This window comes from Bacillus shivajii, from assembly GCF_020519665.1.
Taxonomy (GTDB): domain Bacteria; phylum Bacillota; class Bacilli; order Bacillales; family Salisediminibacteriaceae; genus Bacillus_CA; species Bacillus_CA shivajii.
In genome coordinates this window covers 916,552-938,995 of the sequence record NZ_CP084703.1, presented here as the reverse complement: position 1 = coordinate 938,995, position 22,444 = coordinate 916,552, and the positions used below count along the sequence as shown (strand labels likewise).

The window sequence follows — 22,444 nt, the reverse complement described above, 5'->3', positions numbered from 1 at the left end:
GAGAATATAGGTGGCGTGATTAAATTTGTTGGTATGTTTCTCGCGTTTCTTGATTTGTTCATCACTTTCTTGATTTGTTCATCACTTTTCCGGTTTGTTCATCACTTTTTAAGAGTTCCTTTTACTTGCGAGTTTGATCCTTTACTTGCGAGTTCTCATGTTTACTTGTGACTATCTACCTTTACTTGCGACTTTCATCATTTACTTGCGACTTTCATCATTTACTTGCGACTTTCACCCTTTACTTGCGACTTTCACCCTTTACTTGCGACTTTCACCCTTTACTTGCGACTTTCACCCTTTACTTGCGACTTTCACCCTTTACTTGCGATTTTCATCCTTTACTTGCGACTTTCACCTTTTACTTGCGGGTTCTTAAGTTTACTTGCGACATCTATTCTTCCAGCGCTCCGAAGTTTTGAAAAACGGTATTGCGTTGTTCTGGATAAAGTTCTCGTCCTGCAATTTTATTTATAATTGTCACATTCCTTTGAACGGCAAGGCCCAGATTTGTAGCGCTTGCTCCGTGAGAGTGCTCGATATTTGTCAATGTAAAAAAGTGATGATCTCTTGGCTCTTTAAAGCTGAGGCGATAATCTCTTTTTACTTTAAAATGCTTGTTTTCTTCCCACTCGATTTTGTCATTGAACTTTTCAAACCAGTCTGGAATGTTTGGTCGATAGCCCGTTGCTAAAATCACTTTATTAACATCAATTGAGTATTCTTTTTCTTGCTGCCACTGTTCACACGTGACGGTATACTTGTTACCTGTCTGCTCAATTTTTTTCACATCTGAACTTGTTAAAATCGTAACTCCTGTATCAAAACCATTGACCGTTTTATGGTAAAGTAAATCGTAAATTTCATGAAGCGTTTTTTCTTCTACCCCTTGCCTTAAATGTTGCAAGTGAGGGATTTCATTCATTCGCTTATCATAAGGAAGAGAATGATAGTAGTCGATATAGTCTGGTGAAAAGACTTCCTGACCTAGTTTTCCTGATTCTAGTTGAAAGAATGCTGCTGACCTTGTCACCCAATAAATATGCTGATCATTCCCATTTTGTTTTTGTAGTAAATCTAGAAAAACTTCAGCAGCACTTTGCCCTGAGCCCACAACCATTAGGCCTTCCGCTTCTTCAAGCTCGGGTTGCTCGTACTGATAATTGCTCGTATGAAGGACATCTTTTTTCGGAAAACCTCTGAGCCCTTTCGGTATAAGTGGGGAACTGCCTGTACCTAAAACGAGGTGCTTGGTGGCATATGTCCTCTTCTCCCCTGATTCTTGATCCTCAACTACCACATCATAATACGTATCATGATCAATCACATCAACGACTCTTGAACTAAACATACAATTCGTTAACTGTGAAGCGACCCATTGCGCGTAATCATTGTACTCCCGACGAGGAATATCAAACCGATTAAAGAAGTAAAATTGATAAAGCCTGTTTTGCTCATGTAAGTAGTTAAGAAAACTGAACCGACTCGTCGGATCTGCAAAAGTCACAAAGTCCGCTAAAAAAGGAACTTGTAAATCTGCTCCTTCGATAAGCATACCTGGGTGCCAATTAAATACCGGAGTTTCATCAAAAAACATCGCATTGACCTTATCTTCATCTTCTAATAACGCTGCCATTCCTAAGTTAAAAGGTCCGATCCCTATACCTATGACATCATACATTATTTCGTTTTTTCCCATTTTTCACCCTCACTCTACTTTTCACGAAAATACGTCTATTATTGATTAGTTTTTACGTTCTTTGGAAAAATAAAACATCATGATGATAATGAACCTTTACCGGATGCTTAATATTATACAAAATGTATACATAGATTATATAATGATTGAACATAACGAATTCATTTTTTACTAGAGGTGTTTAATGTTGATAAAATCGTTTGAAAAGCCAACGGTCGTAGTTAGTAAATGTTTAGGATTTGACGCGTGTAGATATAATGGAGACGCCCTTCATGATCGATCCGTTGACAAATTAGCTCCCTTCGTTCAGTTTATTCCTGTTTGTCCTGAAGAAGAAATAGGTCTTGGAACACCTAGAGATCCGATTCGAATTGTTGCAAAAAACAAAGAAAATCGATTAATGCAACCAGCAACGAAAAAAGACTTGACTGAAGAGATGACCACGTTTTCACAAGAATATTTACATTCACTAGAAGAGATAGATGGATTTATATTAAAAACTCGTTCTCCAAGCTGTGCTATTTCTGACGCTAAAGTTATGAGTGGGCTCGATAAATCACCGACAATCGACAAAAGCGCTGGTCTATTTGGAAAAGAGGTATTAAAGAAGTTTTCACACTTAGCGATCGAAGATGAAGGAAGGCTAAAAAACTTTACGATCCGAGAACATTTTTTCACAAAAATCTTTATCCTTGCGACGTTTAGAAAAATTAAGAAAAGCCTTTCGTATCAAGATTTATTACAATTTCATAGTCATAATAAATATTTGTTTATGGCTTTTCACCAATTGAAGTTAAAAGAACTCGGAAGAATTACCGCAAATCACAACAAAGAGCCGATCGAACACACTTTGCATAACTATGAAAAAGTATTATATGAACTTTTAAGTCACCCTCCTACATGTGCGAAAAATATTAATGTCCTGCACCATATAATGGGATATTTTTCAAAGAAGCTGACACATGAAGAAAAATCATATTTCTTAAACCTCATTGAGCAATATAGAGAGAATAAAGTGCCACTAAGTAGCCCAGTGGGGGTTTTACGTGCGTGGGTTAGTCGGTTCCAACACCCATATTTACAAACTCAAACGTTCTTTACTCCTTACCCTGAAGAATTAGTCGAAATTACTGACTCAGGTAAAGGTAGAAGCTATACGTAGCTTCGGTTCAGTTTTAACAGACGATTAGACTAGAAAAGGTGATGGCAATGACCAATACATTCGCTGTCTGGTTTCGGACAGATTTTCGTTTTTATGACCAACCTGCTCTTTTTTACGGATTAAAAGCAGCGAAAGAACTAGATGGAAAGCTGATGTTGATCTATCATTTAGACCCTGGTTTTACAGATCACATTGACCTTCATCATGACTATTTTTTTCAAACGTTACATCACTTTTATAAACAATGTGAAAAACGAGGACTTCACCTTCATATCATCTACGGAGAGCTCGAGGAAGCTTTGAATAAACTTGTTCACGCTCAACCAAATTTGAAAGGGGTCTTTTATAATCGCGATATAGCCGGTGAAGGGAAAAAACGAGATGATGTAGCTACACGTTGGTTTCATAATAAAGGAATTGATACGTATGACTTCAACGGGACACATATTCATGAACCTAAAGACGTGTTAAAAAAAGATGGCAGTTATTATAAAGTGTTCACGCCTTATTTCCGCACGTGGTCAACAAAGCATGTCCCCCTTCCTTTATCGAGCAATTTCCATGAACTAAAGCTTTATCATTTGGAAAGCGATCCGATTGATCGAGAAGGTGAGCACTTTTTCTTCCATCATATCCTGACGAAAAGTACATTCACTTGGGAAGGGATAGGTGAAGAAAGTGCTCAAGAGAGGCATAAGCAATTCGTTGAAGAACGTTTAATTACATATCGTGATGATCGTGATACACCATATAAGGACGGTTCAAGCCGACTATCTCCGTATATCAAAACGGGGAACCTGTCTGTGCGATCGATTTACCATACCGTTATGAACCGACTTGATGAAGCAGGAGCTGGTGCGGAATCATTTTTGAAAGAACTAGCGTGGCGAGACTTTTATTATATGATTCACTATTTTCAACCTGAAGCAAAAGATGTAGAATTAAATGAAAAATACCGTACGATACCGTGGAATCGTAACCTCGATTTCTTCTCTCTTTGGAAAGAAGGTAAAACGGGTTTCCCTCTAGTCGATGCTGGCATGCGTCAGCTAAATCAAACAGGGTGGATGCATAACCGTTTGCGAATGGTGACCGCCTCCTTTTTAACGAAAGATTACTTGATCGACTGGCGACTTGGGGAACGTTATTTTCAAGAAAAACTAATTGATTATGATGCATCATCGAATATTGGCGGATGGCAATGGGCGGCATCCGTTGGAACAGACGCAGTTCCTTACTTTAGAGTTTTTCACCCTGTTAAACAGTCTGTACGTTTTGACCCAAATGGGCGCTTCATTAAAGCGTTCGTTCCTGAGTTAAAACATGTACCTGAAAAATACATACATGAACCTCACAAAATGACTGAAGATTTCCAAAAAGAAGCTGGATGCATGATCGGAGTAGATTATCCCGCTCCTACCGTCGATCATCGTATCCAACGAAAAAGAGCGATTCAACTTTTTAAGGGAGATGAGGAGAATTGAACTACAGAAAATTAAAACAAGAAGAAATTGATTTGAGCTTTGACATGTCTTCCTATGCGTTTCAATATGCATTATCAGATGAAGAACGAGAGGAAAGACGTGAATGGGTATATCCAGAGAACACTTGGGTTGCAGAGGAAAATGGGGAAATTTTATCGAAAGCAACGACGATTCCTTTCAATGTGTTTTATCACGGTCAAAGTATTGCGATGGGCGGCGTATCTGGTGTAGCCACTTGGCCTGAGCAACGACGTAGTGGTCTTGTGAAAAACTTACTCGCTCATTCTTTGCAAGAGATGAAAGAAAAAGGGCAAATTGTTTCATTTTTATTTCCGTTTTCTATCCCCTTTTATCGTAAATATGGATGGGAACTTTTCGCTGATACACAAACGATTACGTTAACACGTGAACAGTTACCGAAAAGAAAGGAAACAAACGGCTATGTTCGCCGGATAAAACCGTCAATCGACGTCTTGCAACCCGTGTACGATGCATGGGCAAAACTCTATAACGGAACGATTGATCGTCATGAGGATTGGTGGAAGCGCTCTGTTTTTAAACGTAAAAAAGGAAACGTTGCCGTTTATTATAATGGTGACAGTGAAGCTAAAGGGTATATGATTTATGAAGTAAAAGAAGAAAAAATGACGATTAAGGAACTTATTTCGTTAACCCCTGAGTCACGTGATGGACTTTGGACGTTTATTGCAAATCATGATTCAATGATTAAATCTGTCGTTTTAAAAACAACGCCCCATGATGGCATGCCGTTTTTGTTAGATGATCCAAAGGTTAGTCGTGAAGTAACTTCTTATTTTATGGCTCGTATCGTTGATGTGAAGTCGTTCTTATCGTATGTACCGTTTAAGCAGACAGATGATGAGAAACCGTTGATTTTCCATGTTACTGATGAATTTTGTGAGTGGAATCATGGGACGTTTGTCATCGGGCCAAAAGAAAGTAACATTCAATTTTTCCCGTTTAAAAAAGAAGGTTCTTGTACGCATGAACCGAAGCGTGGCTGCAGGTTATCCATTCAGACCTTATCCGCCCTTCTCTTTGGCTCACAACGTCCAGATATGTTAATAAGAGAAGGTCTCATTGAAGGCGAAGAACATGAGCTTAATAGGTTAATAGGGTCTATTCCATACCAACCAGCGTTTATTTATGATTTCTTTTAAAACACGATAACCTCGATATAATCGTAGAAGCACCTGCCTTTCATAAGCAGGTGCTTCTATTTTGATAAGTATCATTTCCTTTAGTCTCTACTTTTTACAATGCACATTCTTCTATTTCAAACCCTAAATCTTCAATCATTTTATGATCTATTGTAGCCGTTTGTCCTTCTGTCGTTAAATAATCACCTACAAAGATAGAATTTGCAGCATATAGTCCCATGACTTGTAACGAGCCGAGATTTACCTCACGCCCTCCTGAAATACGGATCTCTTTTGTTGGATTCATAAAACGGAAAAAGGCTAGTACTTTCAAACAGTAACGAGGATTTAATTCATTCATTCCTTGTAACGGTGTCCCTTCAATTGGGTTTAAAAAATTTACTGGAATAGAGTCAGCATCAAGCTCTTGTAATTCTACAGCCATATCATAAAGATCATCATAACTTTCGCCCATTCCAGCAATCACTCCAGAACATGGGGAGATGCCGGTACTTTTGGCATTTTTCACTGTTGCGACTCGATCATCATATGTATGCGTAGTCGTAATGTTTTCATGATGCCTCGCACTCGTATTTAAGTTATGGTTATAACGGTCGACCCCTGCTTCCTTTAAACGTTCTGCTTTATCATGAGAGAGAATCCCTAAACAGGCACAAATCTTTAAAGGCATATCATTTTTAATTTCTTTAACAGCTTCCACCACTTGATCAACTTCTTTATCTGATGGGCCTCGTCCACTTGCAACAATACAATACGTTCCCGCTTTTCTATCTCGAGCTTCTCTTGCCCCCGCTAACAACGTTTCTTTATCTAAAAAAGTAAATTTTTCAATCGGTGCTTCTGAAACAATTGATTGTGAACAATACCCGCAATCTTCTGGACAAAGACCGCTTTTTGCATTAATGATCATATTCAGCTTAACTTTATTACCATAGTAATGTCTTCGCACGCGATACGCACTATGTAGAAGAGGTAAGATTTCTTCATCTGAAGCACCTAATATTTCATAGCTTTCTTCTCTAGTTAACTGTTCACCTTTTAAGGCTTTATCCGCATAATGTTCCCATTGTAAAGGTGATTTCATACTGGCATGATTGAGCATAAGCTTTCCTCCTTATTTTTAAAGCTTTGTTAAAGACTAGTGTCGATTTTACAAAAATACACTCGCTTGCACCTCTGGGCACAAGTGCGACATCCATTCAAGCTTCACTTTGTTTGCTTTCATGGTGTCTTCTTTGCACCTCTGGGCACAAGTGCGACATCCATTCAAGCTTCACTTTGTTTGCTTTCATGGTGTCTTCTTTGCCGCGGGCAAGGCTTCAGCTAATCGGGGAGTTTCTTGCCTCTTCCTCTACAAGCTATGCTTTGAAGCCGTATCCGTCCACCGGGCAAAACGCCACGTCCTGTGGCATGCCCGGCATTAGGACGTCCTTTCCGTCGAGACAACTAGATACAATAGAACTTCGACTAAAACCCCCACGTCCTGTGGGAACGTCGAAGTCACCACATCCTTGTGGAAGTTCGTGAAGCTGATGGTCGTCGCAGGCGTCTCGTGATTTTTGGAAATCAACAATGAAAATTAACAGAGATATTTTTAAAGCTGACACTTTATTTATCTATCTTTCTACTATCAGTTAAACGGATTACACTACCGATTGTCAACCTATATGTAAAAACAGTTAACGAACTTCCCGTACAAAAGGATAGATATATTTAATCTCAAGAAATTTCGATGAATGAAGAACGAACTTACACTCATTTAACGAAGAACAATCTAAGCTATCTTATTTCGAGTGACTGAGAACTTGCCAATATTTTGCTAATAAAATCAATTTCATAATTCTGTTTTTTTGTGCAATTAAACGAATAATGTTATAAATTTTTCATTAAATGTACGTTTTATTTGGAAGTGAACGAAACTAAAGACGGCGACTCCCAGAGGATCAGCGACGAGCAATACTTCTTCGAACTGCTTCGAGCTGCGACGAGTAACCGCAGGAGCACTCTTTACCTGCGACGAGCAAGCGTAGTGGCGCAGGAGCACTGTTTATCTGTGACGAGTAATCGCAGGAACACTGTTTATCTGCGACGAGTAACCGCAGGAGCACTCTTTACATGCGACGAGCAAGCGTAGTGGCGCAGGAGCAACGAGCTGAACATCCACTTAGGCGAAAAGTTGTCGAGCCTAAGTTAGCTGAAGACAAGCCCTCGGGAAAGCGTCCGTCTGAAGTGAAGTTCACGCTTATCATTCGGAATTTAGCATCTTATTTTGAGTTATGAAATTGATTCAATAGTTAAAGAAATCATCATTATACCTACGAATCTACAAACTGTACCATAAGTACACTTTTCTACCTATAAAACAAACTTTGTATAATGGGGTCAATTTCAAATGAGGTCCAAACTGAATAACCATTGGAGGAAATAACATTAACTGAATTACCAAATTGTCGAAAGTGTAACTCTGAATATACTTACGAAGATGGGGCGCTTTTTGTTTGTCCCGAGTGTGGGCATGAGTGGACGTTACAATCTGAAACAGAAAACAATGAAGAGGAAAAAGTTATCAATTATACAAACGGAATATCTTAAACGATGGCGATACGGTTACTGTCATCAAAGATCTTAAAGTAAAAGGTAGTTCCTCAGCTGTGAAAGTAGGTACGAAAGTGAAAAATATTCGTTTAGTTGATGGTGATCACGATATCGATTGCAAAATTGATCGATTTGGCGCAATGAAATGAAAGTCTGAGTTTGTTAAAAAAACATAAATTAATCCTTTGAAAAGTTGATTATGATTAGACCGTAAAACTTTCATCGTTTTGCGGTTTTTGTTTATTTCGAATCCAATTTGTATTTTCATACATTTGGAGAGCCTTTATATTCACTATTCTTTCTGTTTATTCATGAATTGAGTCCGCCATGATTGAGTCCGGGTCAGCTGAGTCAGACTCAATTTTGTAGGACTCAAATGAAGAACAAAACAAAGTAAAAGCATATAACAAAGAGGTCAGACAACCTCCAACGATTGCTCGCCTACTCCATGCTCCACACACGTAATTACTCACAACTATAAACTCGTATAAAATTCCAAACCATGCTTTCACAACAATAAAAAAGACCGAAGCATGCTTTCGCACCTCCAGCCCTTTTATTATTACTCCCACATTTTTCGTAATGTGTTTAATGTAGCTTTTGATTTACTATACCTTAATGGAAGATCAAATTTTGTCGTTTGTCTTAAAACACTTTTTTCGTGTGTGAACGTATCAAAGCTATGCTTTCCGTGGTAAGCCCCCATTCCACTTTCACCTACACCACCAAATGGCATATAAGGGGTCGCTAAATGCATTAATGTATCATTTACGCATCCTCCGCCAAACGAGAGGTGTTCAAGGATCAATTGCTCATTTTCTTTGCTTTCAGTAAATACGTAAAGCGCTAATGGATTGGGGCGTTTTCTCACTAAATCAATGACGTCATAGTCATTGGCATAAGTAATTATCGGCAAGATTGGGCCGAAAATTTCTTCTGCCATCACTTGGTCATCATACGTAACATCAATCATCACTGTTGGTTCCATAAAGCGTTCCTCACGATCAAAACGCCCACCATAATACACCTTTTCTTCATCAAGCATATTTGCTAAACGATCAACATGCTTTCCACTTACGATCTTCGGGAATTTCCCGTTTCCAGTCACATTCTCACCGTAATACTTTTTAATGTAGTGCACCAAATATTTTAATAGTTTTCGGCGGTGCTTTTCATGAACGAGAATATAGTCAGGAGCAACACACGTTTGACCTGCATTGATAAACTTTCCCCAAACAATTCTTTTTGCCGCTAATTTTACATTTGCGTCCTTCATTATTAAAGCTGGGCTCTTACCACCTAATTCTAACGTGACTGGCGTTAAATGCTTTGCAGCAGCTTCCATTACTTTTTTTCCGACTTGGACACTCCCCGTAAAGAAAATGTAGTCTACGTTTTCTTCTAATAATTCTTTCGACGTTTCAGCGTCTCCTTCTACGACCGCGATATATTCTTCATCAAACGTTGATGAAATCAATTCACGTATGACTGAACTCGTGTCAGGTGTCATCTCCGAAGGTTTAATAATTGCAGTATTTCCTCCACCAATTGCACCGATAAGTGGTGCGATCGCCAATTGAAATGGGTAATTCCATGGCGCAATGATAAGTGTTACTCCGTATGGTTCTTTATAAACGATACTTTTACTGCCAGCATGAGATAAAGGGGTTTTTTCTTTTTTTGGTGCTGCCCAATGATCAACATTTTTGATCATATCTTTTATCTCATTGTATAAAAAGCCGATTTCTGTTAAAAATGCCTCGTGCTCTGATTTATTTAAATCACGCCAAACTGCATTTAGAATATCACCTTCACGTTCTTTGATAGCCGCTTTAAGTTTTTCCAACTGCTTGACACGAAAGGCAATTGACTTCGTTTCCCCACTGTAAAAATATTGTTTTTGTTTTTGAACTAACGAATGAATAGCCTCGTTCATATTATTCTCCCCTTACTTTCACACATTCTCTTACTTACATTCCCAATAAGCTCTCATATGAACCCTATTGTTTATGAACGGTTTTGTCGTTTATGATGTGATTTCTTCACTTTTATTAATGTTTGTGATGGCTGCTTTTTAATCCACTTCAAAAATCGCTTTATCGACTCATCATCTTTTAACCGTTCAATTGTATATAATCGGATCGCTAATTCTTTATTTGTATATAAATGGTGGGTTTGTTTATGACAAGGAATACATAAACGAGCTGTTGGCATAAACGTACCACCTTCTTCTTTCGGTATCAGGTGATGTTCTGTTAATATTACATTGTCCCTTTCGCAAAGTTGGCATTGCCCTTTCTCTTCACGCTTCATAAACAAAAACATCCTTACATCTATAATTAAATACCATTTATTTTCCAGGTTCCTTGCACCATATCATTATTATACACTAGCTACATAAACTTTTCTTGCTAGAAAGACGTTGTCACAAGTGGGAGAATGACATCAACCTTAGTTCGTTTCGTTAATCTAAAGGGTCTCTCTTTGTCCCATGCCGAATGACATCATACACGGCTTTTCCGTCACTCGGATGTCCTTCTCCGTATTCAACGGGAAGTAATGCGAAGAAAATGAAGTATAACGAGAAGTATACGAATTGATAGAAAAAAATGTGTGGCTCTAGAACGCCATAAGTAATTAACGCATTTAAGATAAAAATGGTTATTAAGTTAAAGATTGAACCACCTAAATAGACAAGAGCATGGGACCAACGGTTACTAACTTCTAATTCATCTATTTGACACCAAGAGTCCAAAAAGTAAACACGGCGAATTTCAAAATCACCAAGTTTAAAAATCACTTTTCCTCTCCCTAATGTAAATTTCATTTTCCCGCCAAAAAAACGTGCCATCACATAATGACCGCTTTCGTGAATAAGCATCACAAGCGGCAAAATAATGGCAAATGCCCATATAAATGTTGGAATGTCAGATAATGTGAACATCCCTTCCCCTCCCTTCTTGTCTTTCATCTATTATTCGGTTTTTACCTTATTTCCCGCTAGTCAAACTCAATAATTGTAAAGAGCTCGGTGGTAATCAAGCAGCTTTGCGAGATTGATTATTGCGACGTCCATGACGTACTAAAACTAGATTCCAGAAAAAAATACCACCTACTGCACTAAGATTGTAAGGTCATCATGATGTGTTCATGGCCTCGTAGCAAAATTTCAAAAATACTTAGTAGAAGGCTGTGTTAAAGCTCAATGTTGATATCTTGGGATTTGAGGAATGGCAGGTGGTGACGCCTGCAGGAACAGCAACGAGCATCACTTCTTCGAACGACTTCGAGCTGCGACGAGTAAACGCAGGAGCCACGAACCGAAAATCACTCTGAACAGCATCCACCTATAATGACGAAAAACAACAACTAACTTTAACAGAGCCTAATAGAAAAACCGATCGAGTATAACGACTCGTTCGGTTTAATGTTCTGTATCTATTTTTAACGAGAACTTTCGTTGTACAACGAAGAGTCTCCATGCTAGAAAGCTTGCACATACACCAAGTGAAACAATCAGTCCTAACCAATATCCGAATGGACCGAGCGGAGTATAATTAGCTGAAATGAACCCGAACGGCAATCCGATAATCCAAAACGAAATAAACGCCATCACAAAAGGAATGTTTACATCTTTATAACCACGTAAAATCCCTTGAATCGGGGTATTTATAGCATCAGACAATTGGAAAAAGATCGCATAAATTAAAAAGTGCTGAATTAACACTAACACTTCTGGGTCATTTGAATATAAGCTTGCGGCAGGTTCTCTAAGAACATAAATAAAAACACAAGCAAAGAGTCCCATTAAAATAGAAATAACCATTCCAATGTAGCTATATTGCTTAACATCTTTCATCCGTTTTGCTCCAAGTTCAAATCCAACTGCAATCGTCAATGTAAACGCAATGCTTAACGGAATCATGTATAGAATACTTGCAAAGTTTAAAGCAGCTTGATGAGCTGCAATAATTTCTGTTGAGAACTGACTCATTAAAAGAGTCACTGCTGAAAAAATACTCGTTTCGAAAAAAATCGTTAACCCAATCGGTAATCCGATGACTAAAATTTCTTTCCAAGTTCTCAACTTTAATGGGTAGAGCACCTGGAATAGACGATATTGTACAAACGGTCGTACATTTTTCGTAAAGTAAATTGTTACCCCTAAAATAAACCAGTATGTTATCGCTGAGGCATATCCGGCACCGATCCCACCTAGCTGTGGAAAACCGAAATTGCCGAAAATAAGCGCATAGTTAAAAATAAAATTCACAGGTAGTGCTAATAGAGTAATAAACATCGTAACCCTTGTTTGACCGAGAGAATCCATAAAACATCGAAACACGGTATACACAAACAACGGTATGATTCCTAACACTAAACCGATTAAATAGTGCTTAGCAATATGAGCAACCTCGGGCGTTAAAGCCATTAATCCTAATATCGGTTCCAGCAAAAATATACCAAGTATTACAACAACAATCGATATAGCAATGGATAAATATATCCCTTGAATGACGTAATATCCTACATCATCAGCTTTCTCTGCTCCGATTTTTTGCGAGAGGATTGGCGTAAGCGCAATTAAAATCCCTGTAATCCCCGTTAAAATTGGTACCCATAAACTAGATCCGATCGCCACACCTGCTAAGTCATTTGCCCCCGCTTGACCAGACATTGTTGTATCAATAAAGTTCATTGCATACATACCTACTTGAGTCACTAATATCGGCCACATGACAACGATGAGTAAGCGTATTTTTTCTTTTATTGTTTTCGTTTCATACATGTTACGCCTCCTCCCGTTAATACTATTTTCATAATATAGACATACCTCTTCATCATCATATATTGGTCGGAGTATTGTTTTCGTAATAACATAAATGGATGACCATTTCCGATAGTAAACAATAGAACTCTTCTTCTCTCTTGTCAACTAAACAAGTCATAAATGGGTAAAAAGCACATATATTCGTTGTCAGTACTTTAAAATGATTTATTAATATAACCATTTCTCCGTCTATTCTCGTTAACTGATTTTCATTTACTTTTCTATTACTCATCTGATAAAATCAGCTTCATTGATGCGATTCGGATAGCCATTAAAAAACTTGTCTTTCTCTTGTATCGCACCCTTGAACAGTATTATGCGATGGAACCTACTATTACATTCAATGGAAACATCTTTTAAAACATAAGCTACTACATCCTTATTCGGTTACCGGTTTAATCAGCTGCTTTCCAATTTGATAGGGTTATAAAACGAGGTAACTTTTGGGGAGGTACTCCTTTTTCATGCTTTTAACCCCCTTGGTTCATAAAAGGCGAGTTTTATTAAAATCATTCGTTTTCAAAATCTGTAGCAAAAGGAGGATCTGATAACTAATGTGGGAAGCTCTCTGGCAATACACTGTCGTGTTCGTAATGGCTGCAACACCTTGGCTTGAGATTTTATTCGTCATTCCTATTGGAATAGCAATGGGGCTAAACCCAATCATCGTCGCAATTGTTTCCTTTGTCGGAAACTTTCTACCAATCCTCCTAATCGTCTATGCATTTAAACAAATTCAAAAAGCGAAAATAGTACAACGCTGGAAAACGAAACGTGAAGCGAAGAGGAGAAAGAAAGAAGTTGTACGTGAAGGCGTTGATATGGAAGGCTTAGAAAGTGAGACTGACCCTAAAAAGCGTACGAAAAAAGATCGTGCAACGGCAATCTTTCATAAATACGGAATTCCAGGACTCGCGATTGTTGGTCCTATACTAACTGGGGTTCACCTTGCTGCGGTTATTGCACTTTCATTAAAAGCTGATAAACATCGAACGACGTTTTGGATGGCGGTCAGTCTTATCGCATGGACGGTCTTGATTACCGTCGCTTCCTACTATGGGATCAGCTGGATCACGAACTTATTATAAATATCACCGTTTACCCTTAATACAAGGCAGGTTATGTCTTCGTCGAGCTAGCTTCATGTTTAAAAGATTATACTTCTTATTAAAAGAAAGACAGTCCTTTTAAAAGTGCCAACACACTTCACGGACTGTCTTTTCTTTATTGTGAACACCCCCTCGCATCAATTGGTGATGTAGAAATATCCCCTGTTTTTTTCAGCACATAATATTTTTCATATAAATTTACAGCTGTACATGCATGGTTAGGAATAATCTCAACTTTCTCCCCGATTGAAAAGTCTTCAAGACTAACTTCTTCATTTCCTTTCAAATCAATCATTCCATGCTCTTCAGATAGCCTCGTAATTTCAATTCGTTTACTTGGATGGATCACTTTTCCGAATCCTTTAATGCTTTCATTACCATGGGCACCTTTTTCTGTTGTTAACGCTTTACTACCTGTATCTAAAATGATCCTATCTGTTTTTTTAGAAACAATTGTCCCTAGGACCTTCAAGGCAACTTCCTCATGTTTTGCAACACCTAGGCCTGCTTGGACCCCATCGAAAAACACTGCATTCCCTGGTCTGATTTCTGTAATCCCATTTATTGTTGCACCAATCTCAAAGGTAGGCGTTGACCCAATACTACGGTGTTCAATTGTTATCCCCGCATGCTCACATAATTGAGCCGTTTGTAAAATGGTATTTGTCTCTGTTTCTGCGATTTCCACTCGTTCTTGTTCTGTCGTCGCTGCATATGAATGGCCAGCATGTGTAAATAGCCCAGTTACTTTTAAGTTAGAGAGATCACTTATCTTTTTCGCTAGATGAACAGTCTCTTCTCCCGGTTCTGTACCACACCGGTTTAGGCCAGAGTTTACTTTAATCCACACCTCTTGTTCCGTGTTGTGCTTGTCAGCTTTTTCGTTAACGATTTTTGCTTGTTCAAGACTATCTGTCGCAAAAATAAGCTGTTTTCCTTCTGCAACCTGAAGTAATTGATCAATTTTCTTAGGATCGACGATTGGAAATGCCAGTAAAATATTCGTTACTCCATGTTTAAATAGTAGTTCCGCTTCGGATGGCTTTGCAACGGTAATACCCACTGCTCCAGCTTTTAACTGTTCTTTAGCAATCCAAATCGATTTATGCGTTTTAAAGTGCGGACGTAACTCGATCTTGTTATTCACCGCAGCTTTTATCATTCTTTGAATATTTCTTTGCATTTTTTCCTCGTCAATCAATAGAGCTGGGGTTGGAATGTCTTCATATGATGGCACGCATAATCATCCTTTCGAAAATAGCTATTGTTCACGCCTTTATCTATCTACCTACTATTCTATTAAAAAATACCCACACCTGCTATGATGATTTCATAAAAGGAGCTTCATTCATATTTTTCACACCATTTTGATAACCAAATCTAGCTAGAACTATTAACCTTCTCTCTAGACCTTATTCCTCATTGCAGTGATTGCCATTACGTATCTGAATTATCAATATATTAGCACTTTACTGTAATAATAGATTATAATAATAATGAACTAAGAAAATAATAAAATTTTCCTACTTTTCTATCGTACTTTTTGTTAAAATTTAGTATTATATTGGAAATTTTTTTCTTCGGAGGAAAGAAAATGTTCGAAATACATTATATGATTTTTGCAATGATAGGATTGATCGGATCCGTTCTTTTTATGGTTTTGTATATAAAGATACATAATCAGCAAAAACGGATTTTTAGATTAGTAGAGAACTCTCAAGACCTTGTTTATCAATTTCAAGTTGAACCTGAACATAAATTTTTGTACGTCAGCCCTTCCATTGAAAAAATGTTAAAGGTTTCTGTAAAAGATGTTTATGCCAACCCTAGAATTCCCTTTGATCTTATCCATCCAGAAGATATGCCAAAACTTCAAAATAAATTATCTGGTAAAGTAGATTATAGCCAGCCGATCTTACAACGTTGGGAAATTTCTCGTGGCATTTACGGTTGGTTTGAGGAATATGCTACACCCGTTTATAAGCATGGAAAGCTTGTGAAAATCGAAGGAATCGTTAGAAATGTTTCAGATAAAATCCGTTTACAGAAAGAGCTTGAATTTAAAAGCTTTCACGATGAATTGACAGGGCTAAAAAACCGAACAGCGTTTCGAGAACGGTTTCACTATTTAAATGAAATCGATCTATCTGTAGGCCTCATGCTTTGTGATGTAAATGATCTAAAAGCAACAAACGACAACTTCGGTCACCTTGCAGGAGACAACCTTATAAAAGAAACAGCTTCAATTCTTAAAGGTTGCGTTGATGATTATACGAGCGTATACCGCATTGGTGGAGATGAATTCGTTCTTCTAATTGAAGGCACATCTAGAAGATATGTAGAACACAAATATGAACTCCTTCTATCTTTATGTGAACATCATAATGAAGAGTCTACAAATTCACAAAACATCTACTTCGCTGTCGGTTATGAACATTCCCGCTCTTCCATGAAACTGATGGATCATTTGTTTAAACAGGCCGATGAAGCAATGTACGAAGACAAGCGTAAGACAAAACAACAATTGTTTGTATAGCAGTTCCTCGATTTCTCAAACAATACATTACCAGTAGCCATCTGATCCTTGTGCTACGATACTAATTTACTAGCAGTTTGACCACAGCTATTATAACGTGTACGAGCAACGATAATAGGAGGTATGAGAATGAAGCCATCAATACTCATTGCTGACAGAGACCGTGAAGATTGTTTAGGGGTAGAGTGGTTTCTTTCTCAATCTTCTATACAATGTCATCAAATGATAAAAAGCTACCAAGCAGATGATGTTTTGCAGTCGATCGAGCAGTACCAACCTGAGATTATCATCCTTGAGCTTGAAATGTTTCACCATGCTCAGTTTAAAATCCTTGCGACAATGCTTGAAGATTCCTTTACTCAAGTCATTTGTACGTCAACAGAAGCAACGTACGAACAAGCACGCAAAGCACTTAACCTTCAATTTGTTCATTTTTTGTTAAAACCTTATACCCCAAATCACTTGTACGCAAAAGTAAGAAAAGCAACTCATTTTATTCAAAAACATGAATATATTTATCAACAGGAGAAAACTCAGTCGAGTACCACCTCACAAAGTGGCCTGTATGAAAAATTATTTAATCGTAAAGAGTTATTTCCAACTGAGTATGTTTCGATCGGATTTTTCCCTGCAGATAAGTCGTCGATTTCAAGTTTATATAAAGAAATTACTTCATTTTTTCGCTACGAAGTCATGGATGCGCTTTCACTAAGTGAAATGATTCTTCTTTTTACTGAAAAACATGAATCAAATTATGTGAAGGAAGTAACTCGTTTTTTACAACATTGGGAAACAATTTCTGATGTGCCGTTATCAATTGTTGTTTACGAGCCAAAATCACCTGACAAAACGATGTACAGTGTCTTCGAAGAAACGAAAGATATGGGAGAAATGATCTTTTACCACGGTCAGCGTAAAATTCTTTCATTTGAAGAAGCAATCACCTGGAAGAGAATGGACCCTTTCCTCTCTCCTCCCGAGCAACGAAAATGGATCGAAATGCTAAATAAGCGTAACATTCAACAAATAAAACAAGAATTATATGAGTCATTTCAACATGTGAAAAATCCATACCCAGACCCTGGACTCATTCGTACTAAACTTACGAGTATTCTCGCACAAGTAAGAAGGTATATGCACATTTACCATATACAGCAAGGGGAAATTGAAGAAAAATATGCACAGCTTTATCGTTCAATCTTATACACGCCCGTTCTTTATCGTATCGTGCAAGAAATGGTCATTTTCATCCAACTCCTCTTTAACGATACGAAAAAAAAGCATGATGAGGCCAAGTATGATATTGCCGAGCATGCATTTCAGTTTATCGAAAACAATTATTGGGATGCCTCGTTAAAGTTAAGTGATGTTGCAAAAGCGGTCAGTTTAAACCCTGCATACTTAAGTTCATTATTAAAGCGAAAAACAGGTCACTCATTTAAAGAACATCTACTTACAATTCGTCTTCAAGAAGCACACCGGTTATTAAGTGAAACAGCTTTATCCGTGAAGGAAATTGCTCACATATGTGGTTTTGCAGAGGCCAATTATTTTAGCCGTTGTTTTAAAGAGAAATATGAGAAAGCGCCAACAATGTTCCGTATGCAAAACATAGATCACGATATGAGGGGGAAATAAACATGAACATTCGCCAAGCACGAACCGGAGACGAAGCATGTATTACTGACGTACACATTCAGAGCTGGCAAAAGGCATATCAAGGAACACTGCCAGATGATCTATTAAACAACCTATCTTACGAAAAACGATTTGAGCAGTGGAAACAGGCGATCGCAAATTCTTCAGACGGATACGGACTTTTTGTTGCTGAAAATGATAATGGCGACATCGTTGGTTTTGCCTCTTGTGGAAAAAGCAGAAGTTTAGAAAAATTTCCTGAGTATGCCGGCGAGCTCTACGCCATTTACTTGCTTCCTACTGAGGTAAGAAAAGGGATCGGGAGACAATTATCAGACAGAGTGGTTACTCATTTAAAAAGACATAGCATGAACTCGATGATTATTTGGGTACTTCAAGACAATGACGCATGCTTGTTTTACAAAGATCTTGGCGGTAGATTTATCGGCTCCGACCGGTTAAGAATTGGGGATGAATATTACACAGAAATTGCGTATGGATGGAAAGAAATTTAATAGAAATGGCTGAGGGCTTTTTCGCACATGCGAGAAAGTCTTTTTTAGTGGAACCACTTAACTTATCGATTCCACTGTGAGGGGGGGGATAGTTGGGTATTGGGAGTGGTTAAAGAAGGAGGACTTAGGTGTAAATTTATTCATTTATCCATCACGTATATTCGTTATATCTTTCATTTATACATGAATTGAAGCCTACATATTTTAACCTGCTTCATGTGAACCTGCTTCGATTTTGTACTGTTCAAAAATGGCATTTTTTTATGTGAAATTGCACATTTTTAAGGTTAGACACCTATCACACAAACTTCCCTGCCATATCGGTTTTCCCCTCATACTTTTACCAATCATAATCTATGTATAAACTTACGAGTCTAGTTAAGTTTTAATCGATCTTTGCGACTTTCCCCAATTTATTTGCGCCAATGAAAAAAGCTCAGCAACTTTTCGTCACTAAGCTTCATAAACAAAACTTGGCTTATCGTTAAAGAGATTCTTAGTAAGCGAAGTGTGCTTACTTAGAATCTCTTATGCTTTAGTGCAAGTCCTAATAAGGAACTTCGGCTAAAGTCGATCACGTCCTGTGATCAACACCAAAGCCACCACCTCCTGTGGAAGTAAGCCTTAGTTGCACCGAGCAACAGCTTCTTCGAAATTACTCCGACATGCGACGAGTAACCGCAGGAGCACTGTTTATCTGCGACGAGTAACCGCAGGAGCACTGTTTATCTGCGACGAGTAACCGCAGGAGCACTGTTTATCTGCGACGAGTAACCGCAGGAGCACTGTTTATCTGCGACGAGTAACCGCAGGAGCACCGAGCAATACCTCCAAGAATAAACTCCGAGCTGCGACGAGCAAGCGTAGCGGCGCAGGAGCACAAAGCAACAGCTTCCTCGAAATTACTCCGACATGCGACGACTAACCGCAGGAGCAACGAGCAATACCTCCAAGAATAAACTCCGAGCTGCGACGAGTAACCGCAGGAGCACCGAGCATTCGCTTCTCCGAATATTCTTCGAGCTGCCTCGACGCATCATCTTCCAAGAAGTGCTTGAAGAGGAAGAGGCACTTATCTATCAACCGAAATTATATAAATTCTGATAGTATAAAAAAATGATTAATAGTTCTCACCATCTGCATATGAGAAGTTTCGAATACACATTCCTCCGACTTTCATCATCCCACGCTTTTCATAAAACGGCTGCAGTTTTGTATCGCATAATAAATCAACCATATAAAAAGAATCTAATTCCTCAATCATTTTATCCACTAGCTCTTTGCCAATACCTTGACCTTGATAATCTCTTACAACCTCGAGTAAAGGGATATATGCGCTGATCACGCCGTCACTAATTGCATTAATAAACCCTACGACCTCGTTTGTTGCCTCATCAATAGCTAGGACGACAGCATAACTATTTTGCAAAATTTCAAGGTGCTTTTCTGGTGACGGGTACTTGTCTCCCCAATCGGCAAAAAAGCCTCCTTTTAGTTGGTCGGGATGGATATCTTTTATATTGCTTGTATAGTTAATCATTTTTGTTCACTCCTCACGTAGTACTTTTCCTTATAACACATATGTGACAAATAAATAATGATAACCTCATTGCTCACTTCCATAAATGACAATTCGATGGCGGTAACATAAATCCTCTAAAAATAACAAGTTAAGTTTCTAAAATTTTTCTTCATAACTAAATTTTTTTTAGTGAAAACCAAGTTTTTTCTCTATCCAATCATTTTTATATATGATTTTTCCGAATATTCATATGATGATTCTCTCCTCTCCCCCGAATGAATCTTTTACGATAGATACAAATAGATAAAGGGAAGGTGAGTGTAATGACAATACGCGCAAATAAAGGAACTGAACTTGAAACGAAAGGGTGGATTCAAGAAGCAGCTTTAAGAATGCTTCGCAATAACTTGGATCCTGATGTCGCTGAAAACCCAGATGACCTTGTTGTATATGGAGGAATCGGAAAAGCTGCAAGGAACTGGGAGAGCTTTGAAGCAATCCAAGATTCATTAAAAAATCTTGAAGATGATGAAACATTATTAGTGCAATCTGGAAAGCCCGTTGCCGTTTTTCGTACACATGAAAATGCCCCTCGAGTTCTCTTAGCAAACTCAAACCTCGTTCCAGCTTGGGCAAACTGGGATCATTTCCATGAGCTTGAGAAAAAAGGCTTGATGATGTATGGACAAATGACGGCAGGTAGCTGGATTTATATTGGAAGCCAAGGAATTGTTCAAGGAACATACGAAACGTTTGCGGAGCTTGCAAAACAACATTATACCGGCAGTTTAAATGGAACCATCACATTAACTGCAGGCCTAGGCGGAATGGGTGGTGCACAGCCGTTAGCTGTCACGATGAATGATGGTGTTTGTATTGCAATAGAAATTGATCCACATAAAATTCAACGACGCATTGACACAAGGTACTTAGATGTAAAAGCAGATACATTAAATGAAGCAATTAAACTTGCTCGTGATGCAAAAAATAATGGAAAACCACTTTCTATTGGACTTTTAGGCAATGCAGCTGAGCTTCTTCCTGAAATGGTTGAGCAAGGATTTATTCCTGACGTATTAACTGATCAAACATCAGCACACGATCCATTACATGGATATGTTCCAAAAGGATTTACTCTTGAAGACGCGAATATGTTACGTAAGGAAGACCCAGAACAATATACGAAACTTTCAAAAGAAAGTATGGCCATTCATGTACAAAGTATGCTAGACATGCAAAAGAAAGGTGCTATTACTTTTGACTACGGAAATAACATCCGTCAAGTGGCCTTTGACGAAGGAGTTAAAAACGCCTTTGACTTCCCTGGTTTTGTTCCAGCATATATCCGTCCACAATTTTGTGAAGGGAAAGGGCCTTTCAGATGGGTTGCGTTATCAGGAGATCCAGAAGACATTTACAAAACAGATGAAGTGATCTTGAAAGAGTTCTCATATAATAAGCCGTTATGCAAGTGGATCAAAATGGCTCAAGAAAAAATCCAGTTCCAAGGATTACCTTCTCGTATTTGCTGGCTAGGGTACGGAGAACGTGCTCGTTTCGGAAAAATCATCAATGATTTAGTTGCTAAAGGAGAAATTAAAGCGCCGATCGTCATTGGGCGTGACCACCTTGATTCTGGTTCTGTTGCTTCACCAAATCGGGAAACAGAATCGATGAAAGATGGCAGTGACGCAGTTAGTGACTGGCCAATTTTAAACGCACTCATTAATAGTGTCGGTGGAGCCAGCTGGGTTTCTGTTCATCACGGTGGAGGTGTAGGCATGGGGTATTCTCTACACGCTGGTATGGTCATCGTAGCTGATGGAACGAAAGAAGCAGAAGCAAGATTAGAACGCGTATTAACATCAGACCCAGGTATGGGCGTTGCACGACACGCTGATGCTGGCTATGAAAAAGCCATTGAAACAGCTAACGAAAAAGGCATCCACTTACCAATGATTAATCAAAAGACATAACATGTGCCTTTTAGGCCATTCAAAAATTGCTGTAAATCGTGATCGTTTCTAAAAAATTCGTTCTTCCTTCCTCTTTAGGGGGGGGAATAATTGTAAAACAATCACTCATTGTCATTTTCATAGATAAATAAAGACTCACCGCTTTTTGGATTCGCGATCATTCTACCCCTAATAAGGAGCGGTTGTCTGCTTTTTT

17 protein-coding genes and 1 pseudogene are annotated in these 22,444 nt (G+C 38.4%); 9 read left to right on the top strand and 9 right to left on the bottom strand.

Features of this window, described 5'->3' with window-relative positions; translation table 11 throughout:
- Window positions 1-394 precede the first annotated feature (394 nt).
- Window positions 395-1,699 (bottom strand): lysine N(6)-hydroxylase/L-ornithine N(5)-oxygenase family protein, encoded by a 1,305-nt coding sequence (locus tag LGQ02_RS04465; protein ID WP_226517028.1) that lies wholly within the window; start codon window positions 1,697-1,699, stop codon window positions 395-397.
- A 190-nt stretch (window positions 1,700-1,889) separates the two neighbouring features.
- On the opposite strand from LGQ02_RS04465, the gene LGQ02_RS04460 reads away from it, so the two are divergent.
- From LGQ02_RS04460 to LGQ02_RS04450, 3 genes are read left to right on the top strand one after another with little or no spacing between them, the layout of a single operon-like run.
- The gene (locus LGQ02_RS04460; protein WP_226518218.1) at window positions 1,890-2,861 is read left to right on the top strand and encodes a YbgA family protein; all 972 of its coding nucleotides are present in this window, start codon (window positions 1,890-1,892) and stop codon (window positions 2,859-2,861) included.
- Window positions 2,862-2,908: 47 nt separating this feature from the next.
- On the top strand, window positions 2,909-4,345 hold the full coding sequence (locus tag LGQ02_RS04455; protein ID WP_226517027.1) for a cryptochrome/photolyase family protein: 1,437 nt from the start codon (window positions 2,909-2,911) through the stop codon (window positions 4,343-4,345).
- On the top strand, window positions 4,342-5,526 hold the full coding sequence (locus LGQ02_RS04450; protein WP_226517026.1) for a GNAT family N-acetyltransferase: 1,185 nt from the start codon (window positions 4,342-4,344) through the stop codon (window positions 5,524-5,526). The genes LGQ02_RS04455 and LGQ02_RS04450 overlap by 4 nt, the downstream gene beginning before the upstream one ends.
- A 94-nt stretch (window positions 5,527-5,620) precedes the next feature.
- On the opposite strand, the gene bioB is transcribed toward LGQ02_RS04450, so the two are convergent.
- Complete coding sequence (gene bioB, locus LGQ02_RS04445; RefSeq protein ID WP_319003513.1) at window positions 5,621-6,628, bottom strand: biotin synthase BioB; 1,008 nt, start codon at window positions 6,626-6,628, stop codon at window positions 5,621-5,623.
- Window positions 6,629-7,950: 1,322 nt separating this feature from the next.
- Between bioB and LGQ02_RS04440 the strand changes: the two are divergent.
- Window positions 7,951-8,270 (top strand): annotated as a pseudogene (locus LGQ02_RS04440) (zinc ribbon domain-containing protein YjdM).
- A 413-nt stretch (window positions 8,271-8,683) separates the two neighbouring features.
- Here the strand turns inward: LGQ02_RS04440 and LGQ02_RS04435 are convergent.
- The 5 genes from LGQ02_RS04435 to LGQ02_RS04415 form a co-directional block, all read right to left on the bottom strand.
- Entirely contained in the window at window positions 8,684-10,057 is a 1,374-nt protein-coding gene (locus tag LGQ02_RS04435; protein ID WP_226517025.1) for an aldehyde dehydrogenase, read from the bottom strand.
- Between the two features lie 71 nt (window positions 10,058-10,128).
- Window positions 10,129-10,434 (bottom strand): HNH endonuclease, encoded by a 306-nt coding sequence (locus LGQ02_RS04430; protein WP_226517024.1) that lies wholly within the window; start codon window positions 10,432-10,434, stop codon window positions 10,129-10,131.
- Window positions 10,435-10,585: 151 nt separating this feature from the next.
- Complete coding sequence (locus LGQ02_RS04425) at window positions 10,586-11,065, bottom strand: M50 family metallopeptidase (protein WP_226517023.1); 480 nt, start codon at window positions 11,063-11,065, stop codon at window positions 10,586-10,588.
- Between the two features lie 480 nt (window positions 11,066-11,545).
- Window positions 11,546-12,910, bottom strand: coding sequence for an MATE family efflux transporter (locus LGQ02_RS04420; protein WP_226517022.1), 1,365 nt, complete (start codon window positions 12,908-12,910; stop codon window positions 11,546-11,548).
- Window positions 12,911-12,965: 55 nt separating this feature from the next.
- Window positions 12,966-13,184, bottom strand: a complete 219-nt coding sequence (locus tag LGQ02_RS04415) for a hypothetical protein (protein ID WP_226517021.1) — start codon at window positions 13,182-13,184, stop codon at window positions 12,966-12,968.
- Window positions 13,185-13,506: 322 nt separating this feature from the next.
- Between LGQ02_RS04415 and LGQ02_RS04410 the strand changes: the two genes are divergently transcribed.
- Window positions 13,507-14,040 carry a small multi-drug export protein gene (locus LGQ02_RS04410; protein WP_226517020.1) on the top strand — a complete coding sequence of 178 codons (534 nt, stop codon included), beginning with the start codon at window positions 13,507-13,509 and terminating at the stop codon, window positions 14,038-14,040.
- 136 nt (window positions 14,041-14,176) lie between these two features.
- Here LGQ02_RS04410 and LGQ02_RS04405 read toward each other — a convergent pair whose 3' ends face one another.
- The gene (locus LGQ02_RS04405; protein WP_226517019.1) at window positions 14,177-15,298 is read right to left on the bottom strand and encodes an alanine racemase; all 1,122 of its coding nucleotides are present in this window, start codon (window positions 15,296-15,298) and stop codon (window positions 14,177-14,179) included.
- A 357-nt stretch (window positions 15,299-15,655) separates the two neighbouring features.
- Between LGQ02_RS04405 and LGQ02_RS04400 the strand changes: the two genes are divergently transcribed.
- The 3 genes from LGQ02_RS04400 (at window position 15,656) to LGQ02_RS04390 (ending at window position 18,750) form a co-directional block, all read left to right on the top strand.
- Entirely contained in the window at window positions 15,656-16,597 is a 942-nt protein-coding gene (locus LGQ02_RS04400; protein WP_226517018.1) for a sensor domain-containing diguanylate cyclase, read from the top strand.
- 129 nt (window positions 16,598-16,726) lie between these two features.
- Window positions 16,727-18,235, top strand: a complete 1,509-nt coding sequence (locus LGQ02_RS04395; RefSeq protein WP_226517017.1) for a response regulator transcription factor — start codon at window positions 16,727-16,729, stop codon at window positions 18,233-18,235.
- Between the two features lie 2 nt (window positions 18,236-18,237).
- Window positions 18,238-18,750, top strand: coding sequence for a GNAT family N-acetyltransferase (locus tag LGQ02_RS04390; RefSeq protein WP_226517016.1), 513 nt, complete (start codon window positions 18,238-18,240; stop codon window positions 18,748-18,750).
- Between the two features lie 1,120 nt (window positions 18,751-19,870).
- Here the strand turns inward: LGQ02_RS04390 and LGQ02_RS04385 are convergent.
- Window positions 19,871-20,290 carry a GNAT family N-acetyltransferase gene (locus tag LGQ02_RS04385; protein WP_226517015.1) on the bottom strand — a complete coding sequence of 140 codons (420 nt, stop codon included), beginning with the start codon at window positions 20,288-20,290 and terminating at the stop codon, window positions 19,871-19,873.
- A gap of 305 nt (window positions 20,291-20,595) precedes the next feature.
- Here LGQ02_RS04385 and hutU point away from each other — a divergent pair, with 305 nt between their 5' ends.
- Complete coding sequence (gene hutU / locus LGQ02_RS04380) at window positions 20,596-22,248, top strand: urocanate hydratase (RefSeq protein ID WP_226517014.1); 1,653 nt, start codon at window positions 20,596-20,598, stop codon at window positions 22,246-22,248.
- Window positions 22,249-22,444: the final 196 nt, after the last annotated feature.

Coding starts and splice junctions, on each gene's coding strand:
- LGQ02_RS04395 (WP_226517017.1), top strand. CDS start 16,727: ATGAAGCCATCAATACTCATTGCTGACAGAGACCGTGAAGATTGTTTA.
- LGQ02_RS04455 (WP_226517027.1), top strand. CDS start 2,909: ATGACCAATACATTCGCTGTCTGGTTTCGGACAGATTTTCGTTTTTAT.
- LGQ02_RS04400 (WP_226517018.1), top strand. CDS start 15,656: ATGTTCGAAATACATTATATGATTTTTGCAATGATAGGATTGATCGGA.
- LGQ02_RS04390 (WP_226517016.1), top strand. CDS start 18,238: ATGAACATTCGCCAAGCACGAACCGGAGACGAAGCATGTATTACTGAC.
- LGQ02_RS04465 (WP_226517028.1), bottom strand. CDS start 1,699: ATGGGAAAAAACGAAATAATGTATGATGTCATAGGTATAGGGATCGGA.
- LGQ02_RS04430 (WP_226517024.1), bottom strand. CDS start 10,434: ATGAAGCGTGAAGAGAAAGGGCAATGCCAACTTTGCGAAAGGGACAAT.
- LGQ02_RS04385 (WP_226517015.1), bottom strand. CDS start 20,290: ATGATTAACTATACAAGCAATATAAAAGATATCCATCCCGACCAACTA.
- LGQ02_RS04425 (WP_226517023.1), bottom strand. CDS start 11,065: ATGTTCACATTATCTGACATTCCAACATTTATATGGGCATTTGCCATT.
- LGQ02_RS04435 (WP_226517025.1), bottom strand. CDS start 10,057: ATGAACGAGGCTATTCATTCGTTAGTTCAAAAACAAAAACAATATTTT.
- LGQ02_RS04420 (WP_226517022.1), bottom strand. CDS start 12,910: ATGTATGAAACGAAAACAATAAAAGAAAAAATACGCTTACTCATCGTT.
- bioB (WP_319003513.1), bottom strand. CDS start 6,628: ATGCTCAATCATGCCAGTATGAAATCACCTTTACAATGGGAACATTAT.
- LGQ02_RS04410 (WP_226517020.1), top strand. CDS start 13,507: ATGTGGGAAGCTCTCTGGCAATACACTGTCGTGTTCGTAATGGCTGCA.
- LGQ02_RS04415 (WP_226517021.1), bottom strand. CDS start 13,184: ATGAGTAATAGAAAAGTAAATGAAAATCAGTTAACGAGAATAGACGGA.
- hutU (WP_226517014.1), top strand. CDS start 20,596: ATGACAATACGCGCAAATAAAGGAACTGAACTTGAAACGAAAGGGTGG.